Annotated in this window: 19 protein-coding genes and 1 tRNA gene; 13 read left to right on the forward strand and 7 right to left on the reverse strand. The window is 37.0% G+C overall.

The annotated features are described in order from the left end of the window. Positions 1-19 precede the first annotated feature (19 nt). Genes GS03_RS02025 through GS03_RS02035 form a run of 3 tightly spaced genes read right to left on the reverse strand, consistent with a single transcriptional unit; the run spans position 20 to position 1,445 of the window. Positions 20-628 carry an FAD-dependent oxidoreductase gene (locus GS03_RS02025; RefSeq protein ID WP_136150908.1) on the reverse strand — a complete coding sequence of 203 codons (609 nt, stop codon included), beginning with the start codon at positions 626-628 and terminating at the stop codon, positions 20-22. Between the two features lie 5 nt (positions 629-633). After that, positions 634-831, reverse strand: a complete 198-nt coding sequence (locus GS03_RS02030) for a hypothetical protein (RefSeq protein ID WP_136150909.1) — start codon at positions 829-831, stop codon at positions 634-636. Between the two features lie 38 nt (positions 832-869). Next, the gene (locus GS03_RS02035; RefSeq protein ID WP_136150910.1) at positions 870-1,445 is read right to left on the reverse strand and encodes a MarC family protein; all 576 of its coding nucleotides are present in this window, start codon (positions 1,443-1,445) and stop codon (positions 870-872) included. An 88-nt stretch (positions 1,446-1,533) separates the two neighbouring features. On the opposite strand from GS03_RS02035, the gene GS03_RS02040 reads away from it, so the two are divergent. The 5 genes from GS03_RS02040 to GS03_RS02060 all read left to right on the forward strand — a co-directional run bounded on the left by GS03_RS02040 (position 1,534) and on the right by GS03_RS02060 (position 4,365). Then, complete coding sequence (locus GS03_RS02040) at positions 1,534-2,106, forward strand: DUF3109 family protein (protein ID WP_136153042.1); 573 nt, start codon at positions 1,534-1,536, stop codon at positions 2,104-2,106. 80 nt (positions 2,107-2,186) lie between these two features. Next, positions 2,187-2,260 (forward strand) — tRNA-Ala (locus GS03_RS02045). 71 nt (positions 2,261-2,331) lie between these two features. Further along, entirely contained in the window at positions 2,332-3,087 is a 756-nt protein-coding gene (locus tag GS03_RS02050; RefSeq protein WP_136150911.1) for an enoyl-CoA hydratase/isomerase family protein, read from the forward strand. Between the two features lie 60 nt (positions 3,088-3,147). Then, positions 3,148-3,600: a 6-pyruvoyl trahydropterin synthase family protein gene (locus GS03_RS02055; RefSeq protein WP_136150912.1), complete on the forward strand. Its 453-nt coding sequence runs from the start codon at positions 3,148-3,150 to the stop codon at positions 3,598-3,600. A gap of 12 nt (positions 3,601-3,612) precedes the next feature. After that, positions 3,613-4,365 (forward strand): UDP-2,3-diacylglucosamine diphosphatase, encoded by a 753-nt coding sequence (locus tag GS03_RS02060; RefSeq protein ID WP_136150913.1) that lies wholly within the window; start codon positions 3,613-3,615, stop codon positions 4,363-4,365. A 4-nt stretch (positions 4,366-4,369) separates the two neighbouring features. On the opposite strand, the gene GS03_RS02065 is transcribed toward GS03_RS02060, so the two are convergent. Together GS03_RS02065 and recJ are read right to left on the reverse strand one after the other, a co-directional pair. Next, positions 4,370-5,638 carry an MFS transporter gene (locus GS03_RS02065; RefSeq protein WP_136150914.1) on the reverse strand — a complete coding sequence of 423 codons (1,269 nt, stop codon included), beginning with the start codon at positions 5,636-5,638 and terminating at the stop codon, positions 4,370-4,372. Then, positions 5,639-7,333 (reverse strand): single-stranded-DNA-specific exonuclease RecJ, encoded by a 1,695-nt coding sequence (gene recJ / locus GS03_RS02070; protein WP_136150915.1) that lies wholly within the window; start codon positions 7,331-7,333, stop codon positions 5,639-5,641. Positions 7,334-7,462: 129 nt separating this feature from the next. Between recJ and ade the strand changes: the two genes are divergently transcribed. Further along, on the forward strand, positions 7,463-9,085 hold the full coding sequence (gene ade, locus GS03_RS02075) for an adenine deaminase (RefSeq protein WP_136150916.1): 1,623 nt from the start codon (positions 7,463-7,465) through the stop codon (positions 9,083-9,085). Between the two features lie 57 nt (positions 9,086-9,142). Here ade and rsmI read toward each other — a convergent pair whose 3' ends face one another. Next, positions 9,143-9,859: a 16S rRNA (cytidine(1402)-2'-O)-methyltransferase gene (gene rsmI / locus GS03_RS02080; RefSeq protein ID WP_136150917.1), complete on the reverse strand. Its 717-nt coding sequence runs from the start codon at positions 9,857-9,859 to the stop codon at positions 9,143-9,145. 79 nt (positions 9,860-9,938) lie between these two features. Beyond that, complete coding sequence (locus GS03_RS02085) at positions 9,939-10,826, reverse strand: hypothetical protein (RefSeq protein WP_136150918.1); 888 nt, start codon at positions 10,824-10,826, stop codon at positions 9,939-9,941. Positions 10,827-11,024: 198 nt separating this feature from the next. On the opposite strand from GS03_RS02085, the gene GS03_RS02090 reads away from it, so the two are divergent. From GS03_RS02090 to GS03_RS02120, 7 genes are all read left to right on the forward strand, one after another. Next, a complete protein-coding gene (locus GS03_RS02090) occupies positions 11,025-11,672 on the forward strand; it encodes a thymidine kinase (RefSeq protein WP_136150919.1) in 648 nt (215 codons plus the stop codon). Positions 11,673-11,681: 9 nt separating this feature from the next. After that, positions 11,682-14,126 (forward strand): bifunctional UDP-N-acetylmuramoyl-tripeptide:D-alanyl-D-alanine ligase/alanine racemase, encoded by a 2,445-nt coding sequence (locus tag GS03_RS02095; protein ID WP_136150920.1) that lies wholly within the window; start codon positions 11,682-11,684, stop codon positions 14,124-14,126. Positions 14,127-14,187: 61 nt separating this feature from the next. Beyond that, on the forward strand, positions 14,188-14,604 hold the full coding sequence (gene mscL, locus GS03_RS02100) for a large conductance mechanosensitive channel protein MscL (protein ID WP_136150921.1): 417 nt from the start codon (positions 14,188-14,190) through the stop codon (positions 14,602-14,604). 166 nt (positions 14,605-14,770) lie between these two features. Beyond that, positions 14,771-15,760: an aspartate-semialdehyde dehydrogenase gene (locus GS03_RS02105; protein ID WP_136150922.1), complete on the forward strand. Its 990-nt coding sequence runs from the start codon at positions 14,771-14,773 to the stop codon at positions 15,758-15,760. A gap of 110 nt (positions 15,761-15,870) precedes the next feature. Beyond that, positions 15,871-16,224 carry a hypothetical protein gene (locus GS03_RS02110; RefSeq protein WP_168710255.1) on the forward strand — a complete coding sequence of 118 codons (354 nt, stop codon included), beginning with the start codon at positions 15,871-15,873 and terminating at the stop codon, positions 16,222-16,224. A gap of 55 nt (positions 16,225-16,279) precedes the next feature. Next, positions 16,280-18,487 carry a TonB-dependent receptor gene (locus GS03_RS02115; protein WP_136150923.1) on the forward strand — a complete coding sequence of 736 codons (2,208 nt, stop codon included), beginning with the start codon at positions 16,280-16,282 and terminating at the stop codon, positions 18,485-18,487. A 108-nt stretch (positions 18,488-18,595) separates the two neighbouring features. Beyond that, entirely contained in the window at positions 18,596-18,976 is a 381-nt protein-coding gene (locus tag GS03_RS02120) for a DoxX protein (protein WP_136150924.1), read from the forward strand. Positions 18,977-19,008 lie beyond the last annotated feature (32 nt).

Consider the following 19,008-nt stretch of genomic DNA (forward strand, 5'->3'; position numbering starts at 1 on the left):
AACTAGCGCAGTAAACAAACTATTTTTTTATCGAATCATGGCTTTGCGAAGAAATTCCGTTATTCCATAAAGTCAGAATATCAGTCGCAACTGCTGCGCCACTTCCGGCTGCAATCGCTAACTGACTGCGCCAACCGGCAAGCGTTCCCACTACATAAATTCCTTCGGTTACTTTGTGATCTTCGTTTTTTAGTTGGATGCGTTGTTTTTCGGCTAGTGCTTTTTTGTGGGTTTCAACATAGTTCATCAAACCTTCAATATCAAAGGTGTTAGAATAACCTATCGCAACAACAATGCTTTTTGTTTGATACGAATTCTTATTGGTTGTAACCGTAAAATTTGGAAAATTGCCTGCAACCTTCAGTACTTTTTCGCCTTCAATTTGGGTAACATGCGGATATAATTCCTTTAAATGTTCGGTGCTTTCGGTCAATAGTTCTGAACCTAATTTCCCGGAAGGGACACCATAAGCATTAAAAAATATAGCTTCCTGAAGCGATGATGTTTTTTGGTGTGTAATAATTCCAATTTTTTTATCCTGTACAAATGCTTTTTTATGAGCCGACCCCAAAACTAAAGCACATGACATTCCTGAAACGCCACCACCAATTATTAAAACATCAAACATGATTTTTAGTTTTTAAGTTTTTCTTCGATTTTTTTAGACATTCTAAAAATCAAAAGAATAAGAACGGCGCAAAAAGAAGCCGCAATGCCAATCAAAGCAATCATGCTGTTTCCTTCAAGTGGTTTATTGAAATCAACGAGGAAGACATTTACTATTATCAGCGCAATAGCAATAAGAAGAAGTATGTTGGTGAAAATTTTCATGAATTACATTTAGACGACAAAAATACTAAAATTTGGCTTTATGCAAATAGACCTTTAACATTAGCGGCAAATAATTTAACAGCAATCGCTAAAAGTACGATGCCAAAAACTTTTCGAATGATACTTAATCCATTTTCGCCAAGCATTTTTTCGATTTTACCAGAAGATTTCAAAACCAAATACACCAAAATAATATTCAGAAGAATGGCGACGATTATATTTACAGATTGAAATTCAGCACGAAGCGAAAGTAAAGTTGTCATCGTTCCGGCACCAGCAACCAAAGGAAATGCAATCGGAACTATCGAAGCTGAAGTTGCTTTATCATCTTTGTACAACCGAATTCCGAGTATCATTTCTAAAGCTAAAAAGAACAGCACAAACGAACCGGCAACAGCAAACGAATTTGCGTCGATGCCAATCAATTTTAGAATTTCTTCACCCACAAAAAGAAACGCAATCATAATTCCCGCCGAAACCAACGATGCTTTTCCCGATTGAATATGACCAAACTTTGCACGCAAACCAATAATCACAGGAATACTTCCAACGATATCAATCACGGCAAAAAGCACCATTGTGGCTGTCGCTATTTCTCTAAAATCGAAGTTCATTACTTTAATTTTTTTTACAAAAATACCTTTTTAATCGTTTATAATGACTTTTGATTTTACCTTTGCGGTTGCAAATCATAAATGTATCATGTTCCAATTAGGCAAAACCATAGTTTCTGAAGACATCCTTGAAAAAGATTTTGTGTGCAATCTTTCCGCTTGCCATGGCGCTTGCTGTGTCGATGGAGATGCCGGCGCACCTTTGACCAAAGAAGAAACTGAAATTTTGGAAAAAATCTATCCGAAAGTAAAACCCTTTTTGCGTAAAGAAGGAATTGAAGCTATTGAAAGATTAGGGACTTGGGTTGTGGGAACCGACCAGGATTTGGAAACACCACTAATTGACAACAAAGATTGCGCTTATGTGATTTTTGATGGAAAAACAGCACTTTGTGGCATTGAGCAAGCATATAATCAAGGAATAATTGATTGGAAAAAACCGGTTTCCTGTCATTTGTATCCGATTCGTGTAAAAGATTTTACCGAATTTGCCGCAGTCAATTACGACCGTTGGGACATTTGCAATCCGGCGTGTTCTTTGGGAAAAGAACTTGAAGTTCCGGTTTATAAATTCGTAAAAGAAGCTTTGATTCGAAAATTTGGTGCAGATTGGTATGCTGAATTAGAGAAAGTTGCTGAAGATTTAAAGAATGGGAAGTAATTAAACTTCAAACAAAAAATAAAGATTCACTTGATTTGTCTTTTGTTTCTATAAAATTATATATTTGTCGGACAAATTTTGGGGATGTAGCTCAGCTGGTTAGAGTGCTTGCCTGGCAGGCAAGAAGTCGTGGGTTCGAGTCCCATCTTCTCCACAAAAGCCGTCTGGTTAAAAAACCAGATGGCTTTTTTTTATTTCTTATCTTTACATTAAATAAAACTATTTATGTCTGATAATGGCTCACTTTACGTTTCTGTAGAAAATAAAATTGCCACGGTAACCTTTGAACATCCGGCAAGCAATTCATTTCCAAGTGAATTATTGCAAAAACTTACGGATGAATTAAATAGAATTTCGAGCAATTCAGAAGTCAATGTGGTTGTTTTACAAAGCGAAGGTACAGCGTTTTGTGCTGGCGCTTCTTTTGACGAATTACTTTCTATAACCGATTTTGAAACCGGGAAAAAATTCTTTTCGGGTTTTGCGAATGTGATTAACGCTATGCGAAAGTGTTCCAAAATCATCATCGGAAAAATACAAGGCAAAGCTGTCGGTGGTGGCGTTGGTCTTATTGCAGCCTGTGATTTTGCTTTTGCCTATCAGGATGCAGGTATTAAATTATCTGAAATTGCAATCGGTATTGGACCGTTCGTAATTGAACCGGCAGTTTCCAGAAAAATTGGTAAAATTGCCATGTCTGAAATGACATTACAACCCAATTTATGGCAAACGGCTGATTGGGCAAAGGAAAAAGGATTGTATGTAGATATTTTTGACAGTCAGAACGAAGTAACCGAAGCCACATTAAAACTTGCCGGAAAATTAGCATCCTACAATCCGGAAGCTTTAGCCGAAATAAAAAAAATTTTTTGGCAAGGCACTGAAAATTGGGACGAACTATTATATGAAAGGGCTTCAATTTCAGGAAAATTAGTGCTTTCTGATTTTACCAAAGAAGCCTTGAGCCAATTTAAAAAGTAATTACCTTTGCAAACCCGAGACCTTTAGGTCGAATTGTTATGAAATAAAAAATTCAAAAGCATGAGTAACATCAGAATCACAAAACAATTTTCTTTCGAAACCGGACACGCGCTCTATGGCTATGATGGCAAATGCAAAAATGTACACGGGCACAGTTATAAACTTTCGGTGACGGTTATTGGGCAACCTATTTCGGATACCTCCAATGTAAAATTTGGTATGGTGATTGACTTTTCGGATTTGAAAACAATTGTCAAAGAAGAGGTTGTTGATGCTTTTGACCATGCTACTGTTTTTAATAAAAACACACCACATGTTGAATTGGCTGCCGAATTAAAAAGCCGTGGACATCATGTGATTTTGGTGGATTACCAGCCTACGAGTGAAAATATGGTAACCGATTTTGCTCAAAAAATAAAAAGTCGTTTGCCGAATGACATCAAATTACATTCGCTGAAATTGCAGGAAACGGAAACGTCTTTTGCCGAATGGTTTGCCTCAGATAACGAATAACCTCAACTATTGATGACTATTTCTCCAAACAAAAAAATATATTTTGCTTCTGACCAACACTTTGGTGCACCAACGCCTGAGTTGAGTTTTCCGCGTGAACAAAAATTTGTCGCTTGGCTTGACGAAGTAAAAAAAGATGCTGAATGCATTTTTCTGCTAGGCGATTTATTTGATTTTTGGTTTGAATATAAAACTGTTGTTCCTAAAGGTTTCGTAAGAGTTCTGGGCAAATTGGCCGAAATTCGCGACAGTGGAATTCCGATTTATTTCTTTGTGGGCAACCACGATTTATGGATGAACGATTATTTTCAGAAAGAGTTGAACATTCCGGTTTATCACGATAATCAGGAATATGAATTCAACGGAAAAACCTTTTTAATTGGACATGGTGACGGAAAAGGCCCGGGAGACAAAGGTTACAAGCGCATGAAAAAAGTGTTTACCAGCCCGTTTTCAAAATGGCTGTATCGTTGGTTGCATCCTGATTTGGGCATGAAACTAGCACAATATCTTTCGGTAAAAAACAAACTCATTTCGGGCGATGCCGATGTGAAATTCCTAGGCGAAGAAAAAGAATGGCTGGTTCAATATTCCAAACGCAAACTCGAAACCAAACATTATAACTACCTTGTTTTTGGACACCGTCATTTGCCGATGGTGATTACTGTTGGCGAAAATGCTCAATACGTCAACCTTGGTGATTGGATTGGTTACTTTACTTATGGTGTTTTTGATGGCGAGAAATTTGAGTTGAAGGAATATTAGAATTTTAGTGACTATTCTTCAAAGCTTCCACATCTTTTGCTAAATCCAAATTCCTAAACGAAGGCGAAATAAATCCGGTAAAAGTAACCGTAATCAATGTCATTGTTCCACCAAAAACTACGGCGGGAACTGTGCCCATGATTTTGGCGGTAAGCCCACTTTCAAAAGCACCCAATTCATTTGAAGAACCCACAAAAATTGAATTTACGGAAGCAACACGACCACGCATATTATCCGGTGTATGCAATTGCAGAATCGTGTTCCGGATAACGACTGAAACGCCATCAAAAATGCCGCTAAAGAACATCGCTATCACCGAGACCCAAAACCATTTTGACAATCCAAAAACGATAATACAAACTCCGAAAAGAAAAATAGCCGACAGTAATTTGATTCCCGCTTTTTTATTCAACGGAATATAAGCCGACAACACCATCGTAATGAAAGAACCTACCGCTGGTGCAGCACGCAAAACTCCAAATCCTTCAGAACCAACTTTGAGAATATCCTGTGCAAAAATCGGCAGTAATGCCATAGCTCCACCAAATAACACCGCAATCATATCAAGCGAAATGGCGCCTAAAATAGTCTTGTTTTGAAAGACAAACTTGACTCCTTCTTTTAAGCTTTGCATAATTGGTTCGCCAATTTTTGGATTTAAAATTGGTTTACTTTCGATTTTGGTTAAAAAAAGTAAGGAAAAAACGGAGAAGGCAAATACCACACACATCGACCAATGCACTCCGATTAAACTAATCGAAAAACCGGCTAAACCCGGACCAAGCATGGCTCCCATTTGCCATACGGAACTGCTCCAGGTAGAAGCATTTGCATACGCTTTTTTAGGTACAATTAAGGATAACAATGAAAAGATAGTTGGCGAAATAAACGCACGCACCAAGCCGCCTGCAAAGACTAAAGCGTAAATAATATATAGAATACTATGGAGTTCTAAATTCTTATTGATACTCGGAACCGTAATTAAAAAAAGCCCGAGACTAACAATTGAAAAACCAAGTATGCATTTAAAAAGCAATCTTTTTTTCTCACTTTGATCAACGATATGACCCGCAAAAAGTGCCATTCCAATCGCCGGAATAATTTCCATTAAACCAATAATTCCGAGTGATAATGGGTCTTTGGTCAACCGATAAACTTCCCATTCTATAATTACAAATTGCATCGCCCAGGCAAAAACCATGGCAAATCGCAATAACAAAAAGAAATTAAATTCTTTATACCGAAGTGCTTCGTAAGGGTCGTTTTTCGTCATTTAATCAGGCTTAATATCTTTCAGTCTCAATTGCAAAGATACAGTTCCATTAAATTCATTCTCATCAATACAATAACAAATTGCAATTGGCTGATGGTTTTTAGTTATTTCTAATTTATCACCTAAGCCAAAACCTATGGCTCCAATACCATTAGAATTAGATTGCTTTACGAATAGTTTTAAATGTTCTCTGTTTTGTCCTAATGTTTTGGCATAACCCGTGTCTATTATGTTTTTGGTCATAAAAGTAGGCGTCATATTCTGTGGCCCAAAAGGTTCAAACTGGTTTAATAATCGCACCAATCTATCATCAATATCGGTTAGATTAATTTCAGCATCAATAGCAATTTCCGGAGTTAACAAATCGGGGTGAATGGTTTCTGAAACCACTTTTTCAAACGCATTTTTAAAATTCTGATAATTCTCCTCTTTTAATGTCATTCCGGCTGCATACATGTGACCACCAAATTGTTCGAGATGTTTGGAACTCGCTTCTAATGCATTATAAATATCAAAATCTTTTACAGAACGAGCCGAAGCTGCTAGTTTGTCACCACTTTTGGTAAAGACAATTGTCGGGCGATAATAGGTTTCTATCAAGCGTGAGGCTACAATTCCGATTACGCCTTTGTGCCAGTTTTCATCATAAACAACAGTAGTAAACCTATCTGTTTCCTCATTTATTTCAATCTGGTCTAAGGCTTCAATCGTGATTTGTTTGTCTAAATCTTTTCGGTCAGTATTGTGCTGCTCAATTTCTGCAGCAAATTGTCCTGCTTGGTCTAAATCATATTCCGTCAATAAAGAAACTGCAGCGTTTCCATGTTTTATTCTTCCGGCAGCGTTAATTCTTGGCGCGATAATAAAAACGACATCCGTAATTGTCAACACTTTTTTCTTTACGTTTTGGATTAAAGCTTTAATTCCCGGACGCGGATTGGTATTGATAACTTCCAATCCAAATTTGGCTAAAACTCGATTCTCGCCTGTCATCGGAACAATATCGGCAGCAATTGCGGTCGCCACCAAATCGAGATAAATCAGTAAATCGTCAATCGTTTGATTTCTGTTTTTGCCCAAAGCCTGAATCAGTTTGAAGCCAACGCCACAACCACACAATTCATCATACGGATACGAACAATCTTCTCTTTTTGGGTCGAGAACCGCAACAGCATTTGGCAAAGTATCGCCCGGACGATGGTGATCACAAATGATAAAATCGATGTTTCTTTCATTCGCGTAAGCGATATGTTCAATCGATTTTATGCCACAATCCAATGCAATAATCAGAGAAACTCCGTTGTCGTCTGCAAAATCAATTCCTTTATACGAAATTCCGTAGCCTTCATCATAACGATCCGGAATGTAAGTCGCGACATTTGGATAATAACTTTTCAGATAAGACGAAACCAGCGAAACTGCCGTTGTTCCATCGACATCATAATCGCCAAAAACCAAAATATTTTCACCCTTGGCAATCGCTGATTCAATTCGGGAAACCGCTTTATCCATATCTTTCATCAGATACGGATTATGCAAATCATCTAAACTAGGACGGAAAAATTGGCGTGCCTGTTCAAACGTTTCAATACCACGCTGCACCAAAAGCGTAGCGACAAGTTCCTCAATTTTTAATTGAGAAGCTAAAGCTTTTACTTTTTCAGAAGATGGTTTAGGTTTGAGTGTCCAGCGCATGTTGAATTACGAATGATTGCAAACAAAAATACGTGAAAGGCTATAACAAATGATATAGTTTTTCTGTATATTTTATAAATAACAACCAAAATAATATTTGCTACTTTTGAACTATAAAAGAAATTCAAAATGCAAATTCAAGGTCAGATTGTCGACATTCCAAATCGCAAAATATATTCGGGTGAAATTACTGTGGAAAAAGGTAAAATCACATCAATAACGGAAGCAGCACACAACGTCAAAACCTATATTCTTCCCGGTTTTGTTGATGCGCACATTCATATTGAAAGCTCGATGTTGGTGCCTTCTGAATTTGCGAAGCTTGCGGTTTTACACGGAACGGTTGGAACCATTTCAGACCCGCATGAAATTGCAAATGTGCTTGGAAAAGATGGTGTTCATTATATGATTGAAAATGGTAAAAAAGTGCCGTTGAAGTTTCATTTTGGCGCGCCTTCCTGTGTTCCTGCTACCTTTTTTGAAACGGCCGGAGCCGTGATTGATTCGGAACAAATCAAGGAATTGATGGGGTCGCCCGATATTTATTATTTATCCGAAATGATGAATTATCCGGGCGTTTTGTTTGATGATGAAGAAGTTTTGAAAAAAATTGCCTGGGCGAAACATTTCAACAAACCGGTTGATGGACACGCTCCGGGATTACGAGGAGCGCCTATTGAAAAATATATTGCTGCCGGAATTTCTACCGATCATGAGTGTTTTACTTATGATGAAGCGGCAGAAAAATTATCGCTTGGAATGAAAGTCCTTATCCGTGAAGGAAGCGCGGCGAAAAACTTTGAAGCTTTGATTGATTTATTGCCGGACAATTTCGAAAACATGATGTTTTGTTCTGACGATAAACATCCGGATGATTTAATTGTTGGGCACATTAATTTGCTTTGCGCAAGAGCAGTTGCCAAAGGTTTTGACGTTTTCAAAATATTGCAAATGGCTTGCGTCAATCCAGTGAAACATTACAAAATGAACATTGGTTTATTGCAAAAAAACGATGCCGCTGATTTTATTGTAGTTGAAGATTTAACCAATTTCAAAGTGTTGCAAACCTATATCGATGGCGAACTCGTTGCCGAAAACGGGAAATCATTTGTAAAACACGTCGACTTTGAAAAACCTAATAATTTCAATACTTCTAAAAAGCAGGTTATTGAGTTTGATATCAGCAGTTCAGCTTCAAAAATTAGAGTTATCGAAGCTTTAGAAGGACAATTAATTACCAATGAAATTCACCACAAACCCAAAATAGAAAACGGAAAAATCGTTTCTGATATAGAAAATGACATTCTGAAAATGGTGGTTGTCAACCGCTACGAAAATGCTCCACCAGCGATTGCTTTCATCAAAAACTTTGGCTTGAAAAAAGGTGCGATTGCCAGTTCGGTGGCGCACGACTGTCATAATATTGTTGTTGTTGGAACTTCGGATGAAGAAATCTGCAAAGCAGTCAATATACTGATTGAAAATAATGGCGGCGTTTGTGCTGTGAATGGTGCTGAAACCAAATCGTTAGCACTTCCTGTAGCCGGAATCATGAGCGACAAAGATGGTTGGGAAACCGGTAAATTGTATCAGGAAATCGATGCTATGTCAAAACAATTGGGAAGCAATTTGAAAGCCCCGTTTATGACTTTATCATTCATGGCGTTATTGGTAATTCCCGATTTGAAATTGTCTGACAAAGGTTTATTTAGCGGGAATTCGTTCTCGTTTGTGGATTTGGAAGTGTCTTAAGAAGAAAGATTGCTTCGCTGAAAGATGTAAGACCGCTTCGCTGAAAGAAAAAAGATTTTATTCTTCGGAATCTCTTGCTTCTTGTTTCTTGCTTCTTACTTCTAAAACTTTCCCGCCAACCACAGCTACAATTTCTCCTTTTGGCGGTTTTGCCTCAAAATGTTTTAGCACTTCTGCCGCAGTTCCGCGAATGGTTTCTTCGTGTAGTTTAGATAATTCGCGCGAAACAGAAACCGGTCTGTCGGCTCCAAAATACTGCACAAATTCCGCCAAGGTTTTTACTAATTTATGTGGCGAAACATAGAAAATCATCGTTCTGTATTCTTCAGCTAATGCCAAATATCGGGTTTGTCTTCCTTTCTTTTCGGGCAAAAAACCTTCGAAAACAAATCGGTCATTGGGCAAACCGCTATTCACCAAAGCCGGAACAAAAGCCGTCGCGCCAGGCAAACAATCGACTTCAATATTGTTTTCGACACAGGCACGCGTTAGCAAAAAACCAGGATCAGAAATCGCTGGAGTTCCTGCATCAGAAATCAACGCAATGTTTTCGCCAGCCTGCAACCGCTTAATCAAATTCTCAACTGTTTTGTGCTCGTTGTGCATGTGATGGCTGTGCATGTGCGTAGAAATCTCAAAATGTTTTAGGAGTTTACCGCTGGTTCGCGTGTCTTCGGCCAAAATCAAATCGACTTCTTTCAAAACGCGAATGGCTCTGAAAGTCATGTCTTCAAGGTTGCCAATTGGCGTTGGAACAATGTATAATTTTGACATAGAAATAAAATAAACACAGATTTCACAGATTAGCACAGATTTAATTCGTGAAAATTTGTGAAATCTGTGTTATATAATTTTAAGAGAATTTTTTCTCAACGATTTCCATAAATCGTTCGATATAATCTTCTTCGCCAACCCAATAATTATAATCAGGAATCACCATTTCGTTGATGAAATTCTTGGCTTCTTCAAAGGTGTCAAAAGTGTTCAATTGGGAAATCACACGATTAAAATCTTCGTTGCTGTCGTTAAAAAGATGCTGCACAAAACCTATACGGTCATTCAATCCAATGGCGATTGATTTTGATACTCCATCATATGACGTTGGAGCTTTTGGAGTTTCAGCTATTGGTTCGGGTTTTGCTTCTTCTTTTGCCTCCGAAGGAAATAAGGAAACTTCATTTATCTTCTCAAAGATCGGATCAGCGTATTTTCCAATATGATCTTCTAATTTTTCTTCCGGTTGCGACTCGAAAGCAACTTCAGCCGGAGTATCATCCTCTTCCGCTTCTAATTCAAAAATAGGTTCAAAGGAAGGTTTAGCTTCAACAACTTCTTCTTCCTCCAAAGTTGGTTCTTCTTCCAATATTGCTTCCACAGTTTGCTCAACTTCTTCAGAAACCATTGATTCTTCGGCAAGCGCTTCTTCAATTTGCTCTTCAGTCTCAGGAACTGCTTCCACAATTTGCTTCGCCTGTTCGCTATCGCTCGAGCCTTCTTTAACTTCCGCTATCGGTTCCGGTAAAGCTTCCACTTCAAGTGATTGCCCAAGCTTCTCTTCTAAAACATCTTCTGACACATCTGATTTTACCGATTCAAAATTGTCCTGATAGAACTTTAAAACAGACAGTGTTTCGTATAATTTTTGTGTTTCTTTATACAATTGGTCGACTTCCGACTTGTTTTTTAGCTTTAAAATTCGGTGTGCAATGCTGATTAATTCGGCTTCTAATCTTTTTTTCATACCTTTTGAAATATTATGGAATATGGTCGTCTTTTTTAATAAATTTCTTCCGAAGCATTTATTTTGCCTATGGAAGAAGTAACCTTGGTTAAAATTTTTTACATTTGAATCGACGTAAAACTAAGAAAATTTTAAGTCGGTTTGTTTCCGTGACAAAGTAATAAAAACTATTCATTTTTAGCACAAGAAAAATACAAAATGTTTCTCGAAAATACAGTAAATCATAAAGAACAATTTGGTTGGATTGAAGTCATCTGCGGTTCGATGTTTTCGGGTAAAACTGAAGAGCTCATCCGAAGATTGAAAAGAGCACAATTTGCCAAACAAAAAGTGGAAATTTTCAAACCTTCCATCGATACGCGATATGATGAGGAAATGGTAGTTTCGCACAACAAAAACGAAATCCGCTCATCACCTGTTCCGGCTGCAGCCAATATTAGAATATTAGCGCAAGGTTGCGATGTGGTTGGTATAGATGAAGCGCAGTTTTTTGATGATGAAATTGTGGCGGTTTGCAATGACTTGGCAAACTCCGGCATTCGGGTAATTGTAGCAGGATTAGATATGGATTTTAAGGGAAATCCTTTCGGACCAATGCCTGCCTTAATGGCAACTGCCGAATATGTGACCAAAGTTCATGCGGTTTGTACCCGCACCGGAAACTTAGCACATTATAGTTTTAGAAAAAATGACAATGACAAATTGGTTATGCTTGGTGAAACCGAAGAATATGAACCGTTAAGCCGGGCAGCCTACTTTAATGCCATTCGTCAGAATATGATTGTAAAAGATCCCGAACATTTATCAGACGACCCGAGCGCCAGCGAATTGGCGAAGCAAAAATAAACCCTACTCTTGATACTAACCATTCGAAATATTGTCCCAATCATCAAAGCCCAATGGGTTGGACAAAATAATACCGCTATTATTGAATATATTTCTATTGATAGTCGCTCGCTGCAAAACGATGAAAACACCTTGTTTTTTGCTATTTCAGGACCAAATCACGATGGGCATTCTTATATAGAAGAACTTATTCAGAAAGGTGTACAACACTTTGTGGTAACTAAAATTCCTTCAACTGTTACTGGTAAAGCTAATTTTTTAGTTGTTGAAAATACGCTTGATGCACTTCAGAAATTCGCCGCCTTTTATCGCAGTCAATTTGACTTTCCTGTTATCGGAATTACCGGAAGCAATGGCAAAACCATCATCAAAGAATGGCTGAATTTTCTTTTAAGCCCGGATTACAATATTATCCGAAGTCCAAAAAGTTACAACTCACAAGTTGGTGTGCCGCTTTCGATTTTAGGCATCAACGAAAAACACAATTTGGGCATATTTGAAGCCGGAATTTCCATGACTCTTGAAATGGAAAAGCTGCAGAAAATCATTCAGCCAACAATTGGAATTTTATCCAACATTGGTTCGGCTCATGATGAAGGATTTTCGAGTGTTGCTGAAAAAATCAAAGAAAAACTAAAACTTTTTGTTTCGGTAAATGTGTTGATTTTGAATAAAAACAAAACCATCTGCGCTTTTGTTAATCCGAAAATAAAGATCTTTAGTTGGTGTTCTGACGATAAAAGCGCTGATGTTTTTATTACCAAAAAAAACATAGGTGAACTAACCGAATTACAAGTTACTTATAGAGAAGACACTTTCCCGATTACGATTCCCTTTCAGGATCAGGCTTCGGTGGAAAATGCCATTCATTGCATGATGGTGATGCTGTATTTTGGATACAATCACAACGTTATTCAAACGAGAATGGCGCATTTGTATCCGGTGGAAATGCGCTTAAAAGTGAAGAACGGAATTTACAATTGTACACTTATCGACGACAGTTACAGCTCCGATTTTCAATCGCTGAAAATTGCTTTGGACTTTTTGGAAAATCAAAAACAACACAAAAAGAAAACGATTATTCTTTCGGATATTTTTCAGAGCGGCTTGAGCAATGAGGCCTTATATTCTCAGGTTTCGCAGTTGATTATTTCGAATAAAATTACGCGTGTGATTGGCATTGGTGAAACCATTTCGCAGTTTAAAAATAAATTCATCAATTGTGATACGTTTCAAAATGTAGCCGAATTTACGAATGCATTTGAGAATCTGAATTTTGAAAACGAAACCATATTAATCAAAGGCGCACGTGATTTTAATTTTGAGAAAATTGTGTCGTTGCTTGAAGAAAAGACACATGAAACTGTTTTGGAAATTAACCTCAATGCGATTGGTCATAATCTGAGTTTCTACAAATCGAAGTTAAAACCAAAAACCAAAATGATGGTAATGGTCAAAGCTTTTGGCTATGGAAATGGCGGTTTTGAAATTGCACAATTACTCGAACATCACAAAGTAGATTATCTTGGTGTGGCTTTCGCCGATGAAGGAATTTCGTTGAAAAATGCCGGAATCACGGTTCCGATTATGGTTTTAAATCCGGAAACGACAAGTTTTTCTGCGATTATTCAGCATCATTTAGAACCGGAAATTTATTCTGTAAAAGGATTGAAAGCTTTTTTGAAAATTGCCGAACAAAAAAAATTAAAGCATTTTCCAATTCATATTAAAATCGATACCGGAATGCACCGCCTGGGTTTTGAAGAAGAAAATCTACAAGATTTAATTGCCATTCTAAAAGGAAACGAAACGGTACAAATCAAAAGTATCTTATCACACATGGCAACAAGTGACGATTTGAAACACGATGCGTTTTCGAAATCGCAAATTGCCTTATTTGAAAAATTGTCTTCACAACTGCAAACGGAATTAAACATAAAACCTATTCGACATATTTTGAACACTTCCGGGATTACCAATTATCCCGAAGCACAATACGATATGGTTCGTTTAGGAATTGGATTATACGGAATTTCCAATGATGCGGAAGAACAAAAAGAACTTGAAAATGTGGGTACTTTAAAATCGGTAATTTCCCAAATCAGAACCATCGATGCAAACGAAAGCGTTGGTTACGGCCGAAGATTTATCGCCGAAAAGGAAACCAAAATTGCCACGATTCCAATTGGTTACGCCGATGGCATTAGAAGAAGTTGGGGAAATGGTGTTGGTTATGTCGTGATTAATCATAAACAAGCCAAAATTGTAGGCAGCGTTTGTATGGACATGCTGATGGTTGATGTGACTGACATTGATTGCAAGGAAGGAAATACCGTAATTATTTTTGGTGAAAACCCAACTGTGAATTTTATGGCGAAGCAATTAAACACGATTCCGTATGAAATTTTGACCAGCATCTCACAACGTGTCAAGAGAGTTTTTTTTAGAGAATAATTTAAAGCTGTTAAAAATTTAGCTAACTTAGTTTTCTATTAACCAATAAATCAAAATAATTATGGGATTTTTTAGCGATTTCAAAGCCTCTTTAATGAAAGGCGACGTGTTAAGTTTAGCTACAGCGGTAGTAATCGGTGGAGCTTTTGGAAAAATTGTAGGATCTGCCGTTGATGATCTTATTATGCCATTAGTAGGTTTAATTACGGGTGGAATTGATTTTACATCGAAATTTATTTCCTTAAATGGTCAGACTTATGAAAACTTAGAAACTGCCAAAAAAGCCGGTGCTTCGGTAATGACTTATGGAAATTTCGTTCAGGCTGTGATTAATTTTGTGATTATCGCTTTGTTTATTTTCATTGTATTAAGAGCCGCTGAAAAAGCTAAAAAGAAAGAAGAAGCTGCGCCTGCTGCTCCGGCCGGACCAACACAAGAAGAATTGCTTACACAAATTAGAGATTTGTTGAAAAAATAATACCGCTACATTATATATTCTAATCAAACCGCTTCTTAATTGAGGCGGTTTTTCTTTTTAATTCAACTTTCTGAATTCAGTAATTTTTATACTAAAAAGTAAAAGTAAAAGTATTTTTCTACATACTTTTGTACTTCAAAAATTATAAATCGATAAAAATAGAAATATGAAAGTTGCTGTTGTAGGCGCAACCGGAATGGTTGGTGAAGTAATGCTTAAAGTTTTAGCTGAAAGAAATTTTCCGATAACGGAATTAATTCCTGTTGCCTCTGAGAAATCGGTTGGAAAGGAAATTGAATTCAAAGGAAAAAAATATAAAGTAGTTGGTCTTCAAACCGCTGTTGATATGAAAGCTGATATCGCTTTATTTTCGGCTGGTGGAGAAACATCTTTGGCATGGGCTCCAAAATTCGCAGAAGCCGGAACAACCGTTATCGATAACTCTTCAGCATGGAGAATGGATCCAACAAAAAAATTGGTAGTTCCTGAAATCAACGCAGCTGAATTGACTAAGGAGGATAAAATCATCGCTAATCCAAACTGTTCAACCATTCAAATGGTGATGGTTTTAGCGCCATTACATAAAAAATACAACATCAAACGTGTGATTGTTTCTACTTACCAATCCATTACTGGAACCGGAGTAAAAGCTGTACGTCAATTAGAAAATGAGTACGCAGGCGTTCAAGGTGAAATGGCTTATAAATACCAAATTCACAGAAATGCTATTCCACAATGCGATAGTTTTGAAGATAACGGTTACACCAAAGAAGAAATGAAATTGGTTCGTGAAACTCAAAAAATTATTGGTGATAAATCAATTGCAGTTACTGCAACTGCAATTAGAATTCCGGTAGTTGGCGGTCATAGTGAGGCCGTGAATGTTGAGTTTTCAAATGATTTTGACGTGAATGAAATTCGCAGTATCCTTAGCAAAACTGATGGTGTTACTGTTCAGGATAACAATGATACTTACACGTATCCGATGCCTTTGTATGCACAAGGAAAAGATGATGTTTTTGTAGGCAGAATTCGTCGTGATGAGAGTCAGCCAAATTCTCTGAACATTTGGATTGTTTCTGATAACTTGAGAAAAGGCGCTGCTACAAATACGATTCAGATTGCTGAATATTTAGTGGCGAATAAATTAGTGTAGTTCCCACCTTCTCGGGAATGACAGAATATAGATAACCGTTTGATTTTACAAATCATAAAATTTGTTAAAATCAGACGGTTTTTCTTTTGCCCTACTTACATTTGTACCTGATGAAAAAAAGGTTTCTCATAGTAAACTCAATCATGGGATTGGTTGTATTGTTGGCAATACTGCTTCAGTCTTTTGATGCTATAGGCCATTTGGAAAAACAATTTTCAGAAAAACACTGTTACCACAACTACCATCATCACAAAACCGAAATCACTCACGCGCACGAAGGATTTGATCATTGTTTTACCTGTGAATTTACTTTTAGCAGTTTTATTTCACCTTCTAAACTAACTTTTACTTCCCAAAAAGTTGAGGTTGTTACCAAATATTCCACTTATTATTCCAAAGAAATAACCCAATTTTTCCGAGGAAGTCTTTTCGCACTTCGGGCACCACCTAGTTTTATTGCATAACTGAATTATCAGACCGAAATAATATCGGTCAATTTATTTATCAATAAAATTAATCATGAAATCAATCTATATTGCCCTATTGATGGGCTTTTCGTTAGTCGCAACTGCGCAAAACAAAATCGTTGGAACTGTTTCCGACAAAGACAATAAAGCATTACCCAACGTTATCGTTTCCATTCCGGAAATACATAAGGAAACCATCACCGATGTTGATGGGAACTATGTTTTAAGCAATTTACCAAATGGTACTTTTAAACTTTCTTTTTCATTTGTTGGTTACGCTACAAAACTAATTTCTGTAACTATTTCCGAAAAAGAAGTTGTCCAAAACATGACGCTGGAAGACAATATAATCCATATGGATGAAGTGATTGTTTCAACTGCTTTCAACAAATTACAATCGCAAAACGTTATGAAAGTGGAACACGAAAGTGTAAAATCATTGCAGCAAAAAGGAGCCGCAACACTCGTTGAAGGTTTGGCTAAAATTCCCGGAGTTTCTCAGGTTTCTACAGGAACTTCTATTGGAAAACCAGTAATTCGAGGATTAAGTGGCAATCGTGTTTTGGTGTATTCCCAAGGCGTTCGATTGGAAAATCAACAATTTGGTGAAGAGCACGGTTTGGGTTTAAACGACGCCGGTGTTGAAAGCGTTGAAGTCATCAAAGGTCCGGCTTCGTTGCTTTATGGTTCTGATGCTTTGGGTGGCGTTTTGTATTTCAATCCTGAAAAATTTGCAAATCCAAAAGAATTCAAAGCCGATTTTAGTCAGCGTGTATTTTCGAATACTTTGGGAAGCAATACTTCTTTGGGCTTAAAAAGTTCGACTGAAAACTGGAAGTTTTTAGTGCGCGGAAGTTTCAATACGCATGCCGATTATCAAATTCCGGATGGTGATCGAGTGACAAATACACGATTTAATGAAACCGATTTAAAAACCGGAATTGGTTACAGCAATTCGAAGTTTTCAAGTGTGTTTCGTTACAATTTTAACAAGCTCGATTTGGGAATTCCGGAAAACGGAATAGGTAAACAATCTACTAGTCATTCTACTATTTATCCTAAACAAGCGGTTGACAATCACATTTTGAGTCTGCACAATAATTTCTATTTCAAGAACTCAAAACTGGATGCTGATTTGGGTTATATCTTTAATGATCGAAGCGAGTTTGAAGACAGTAATGCAGCTTCATTGCATATGAAATTGAGAACATTCAATTATGATTTGAAGTATTATTTGCCAAAATTTGGAAAACTAGAAACCATCGTTGGCGTTCAGGGAATGCATCAAACTAATACTAATTCAGGAGAAGAATTATTAATTCCGGATGCTGCAACCAATGATTTTGGAGTTTTCGGAACGGTTAACTATGAATTTGGAAAGAATGTTCTTCAAGCCGGACTTCGTTTCGACAATAGACAAGTAAGCAGCGAAGCCCACGGAATTCCAGGAAATGAAGGTTACTTTGAAGCCGTTGATAAAAGTTTTGATAGCTTCAATGCGTCGTTGGGTTACAAAATGCATTTGGCTGATGATTTTACATTGCGTTTAAATATTGCTTCGGGATTTCGTGCTCCGAATTTAGCTGAGCTTACTTCAAATGGTGTACACGAAGGCAGCAACCGCTATGAAATTGGGAATTCCGCACTTGACAATGAGCAAAATCTGCAAACCGATTTGAATCTGGAATATAAAAGTTCGCATTTTGAATTGTTTGCCAATGGTTTTTACAATCATATTAATAATTACATTTTTATTTCTCCGAATGGAAACGTGATTGACGGGAACAATGTTTACGATTATGTTCAGGCTAATGCCAAATTATATGGTGGTGAAACTGGGATTCACTTCCATCCACATCCTGTAGATTGGTTACATTATACAAGTAGTTTTGAAACAGTTATTGGCAAAAAAGATAACGGAAGCAATTTGCCTTTGATTCCGGCCAACAAGTGGAACAATACTTTTAAAGGAGAATTTGAAGTGAAAAATTGGTGGAAAGAAGGTTTTGCAACGCTAAACATTGAAAGCACTTTTGCACAAAACAATAACAGTGAATTTGAAACCAGAACCAACGATTATACTCTGTTAAATTTAGGTTTAGGCGGAAAGATTACTTTCCGTAAAACTACCTTCAACTTCAATTTAAATGCTAATAATTTATTTGACAAGACTTATGTTTCGCATTTATCCCGATTAAAGACAGACGGGATTCCAAATATTGGCAGAAACATCGTCCTTGGAATTAATTTTATGATTTAAGATTTTAACTAAATAACAACAATGTGTTAATAATTTGATTTTTAGTGTACAAAATGTTTAAATTTTTAATGTTATTTTTACATTATAACTAATCTAAATACCGTCTTTATGAATTCAATGTTTACTAAAATCGTTAGAATTACTTTAGGTTTGGCACTTGTGCTTTTTGGCGCGAATATGATATTCCCTTTCCTTCCTATGGATCAACCGGACACTCATACAGCCGCTGGACAATTCATAAATTCACTTGGCGCAACTGGTTATATTTTTCCGGTTGTAGGTTTTTTAGAAGTTATTATCGGAGCAATGCTTTTGTTAAAAAAATGGGTGGCTTTTTCATTAATATTGTTAGCCCCGATATCGATTAACATTTTGTTGTTCCATTTGTTTTTGGATATACCCGGAATATCTATTGCTGTTTTGGTTGTTGTTTTCAATACCGTTTTAATTTTCAAAAATTGGCAACAATACAAACCTTTGTTTTACTAAAAGTATTTCGATATAAAATAAAAAGCGTCCCG

This window comes from Flavobacterium sangjuense (genome assembly GCF_004797125.1).
Classification (GTDB): domain Bacteria; phylum Bacteroidota; class Bacteroidia; order Flavobacteriales; family Flavobacteriaceae; genus Flavobacterium; species Flavobacterium sangjuense.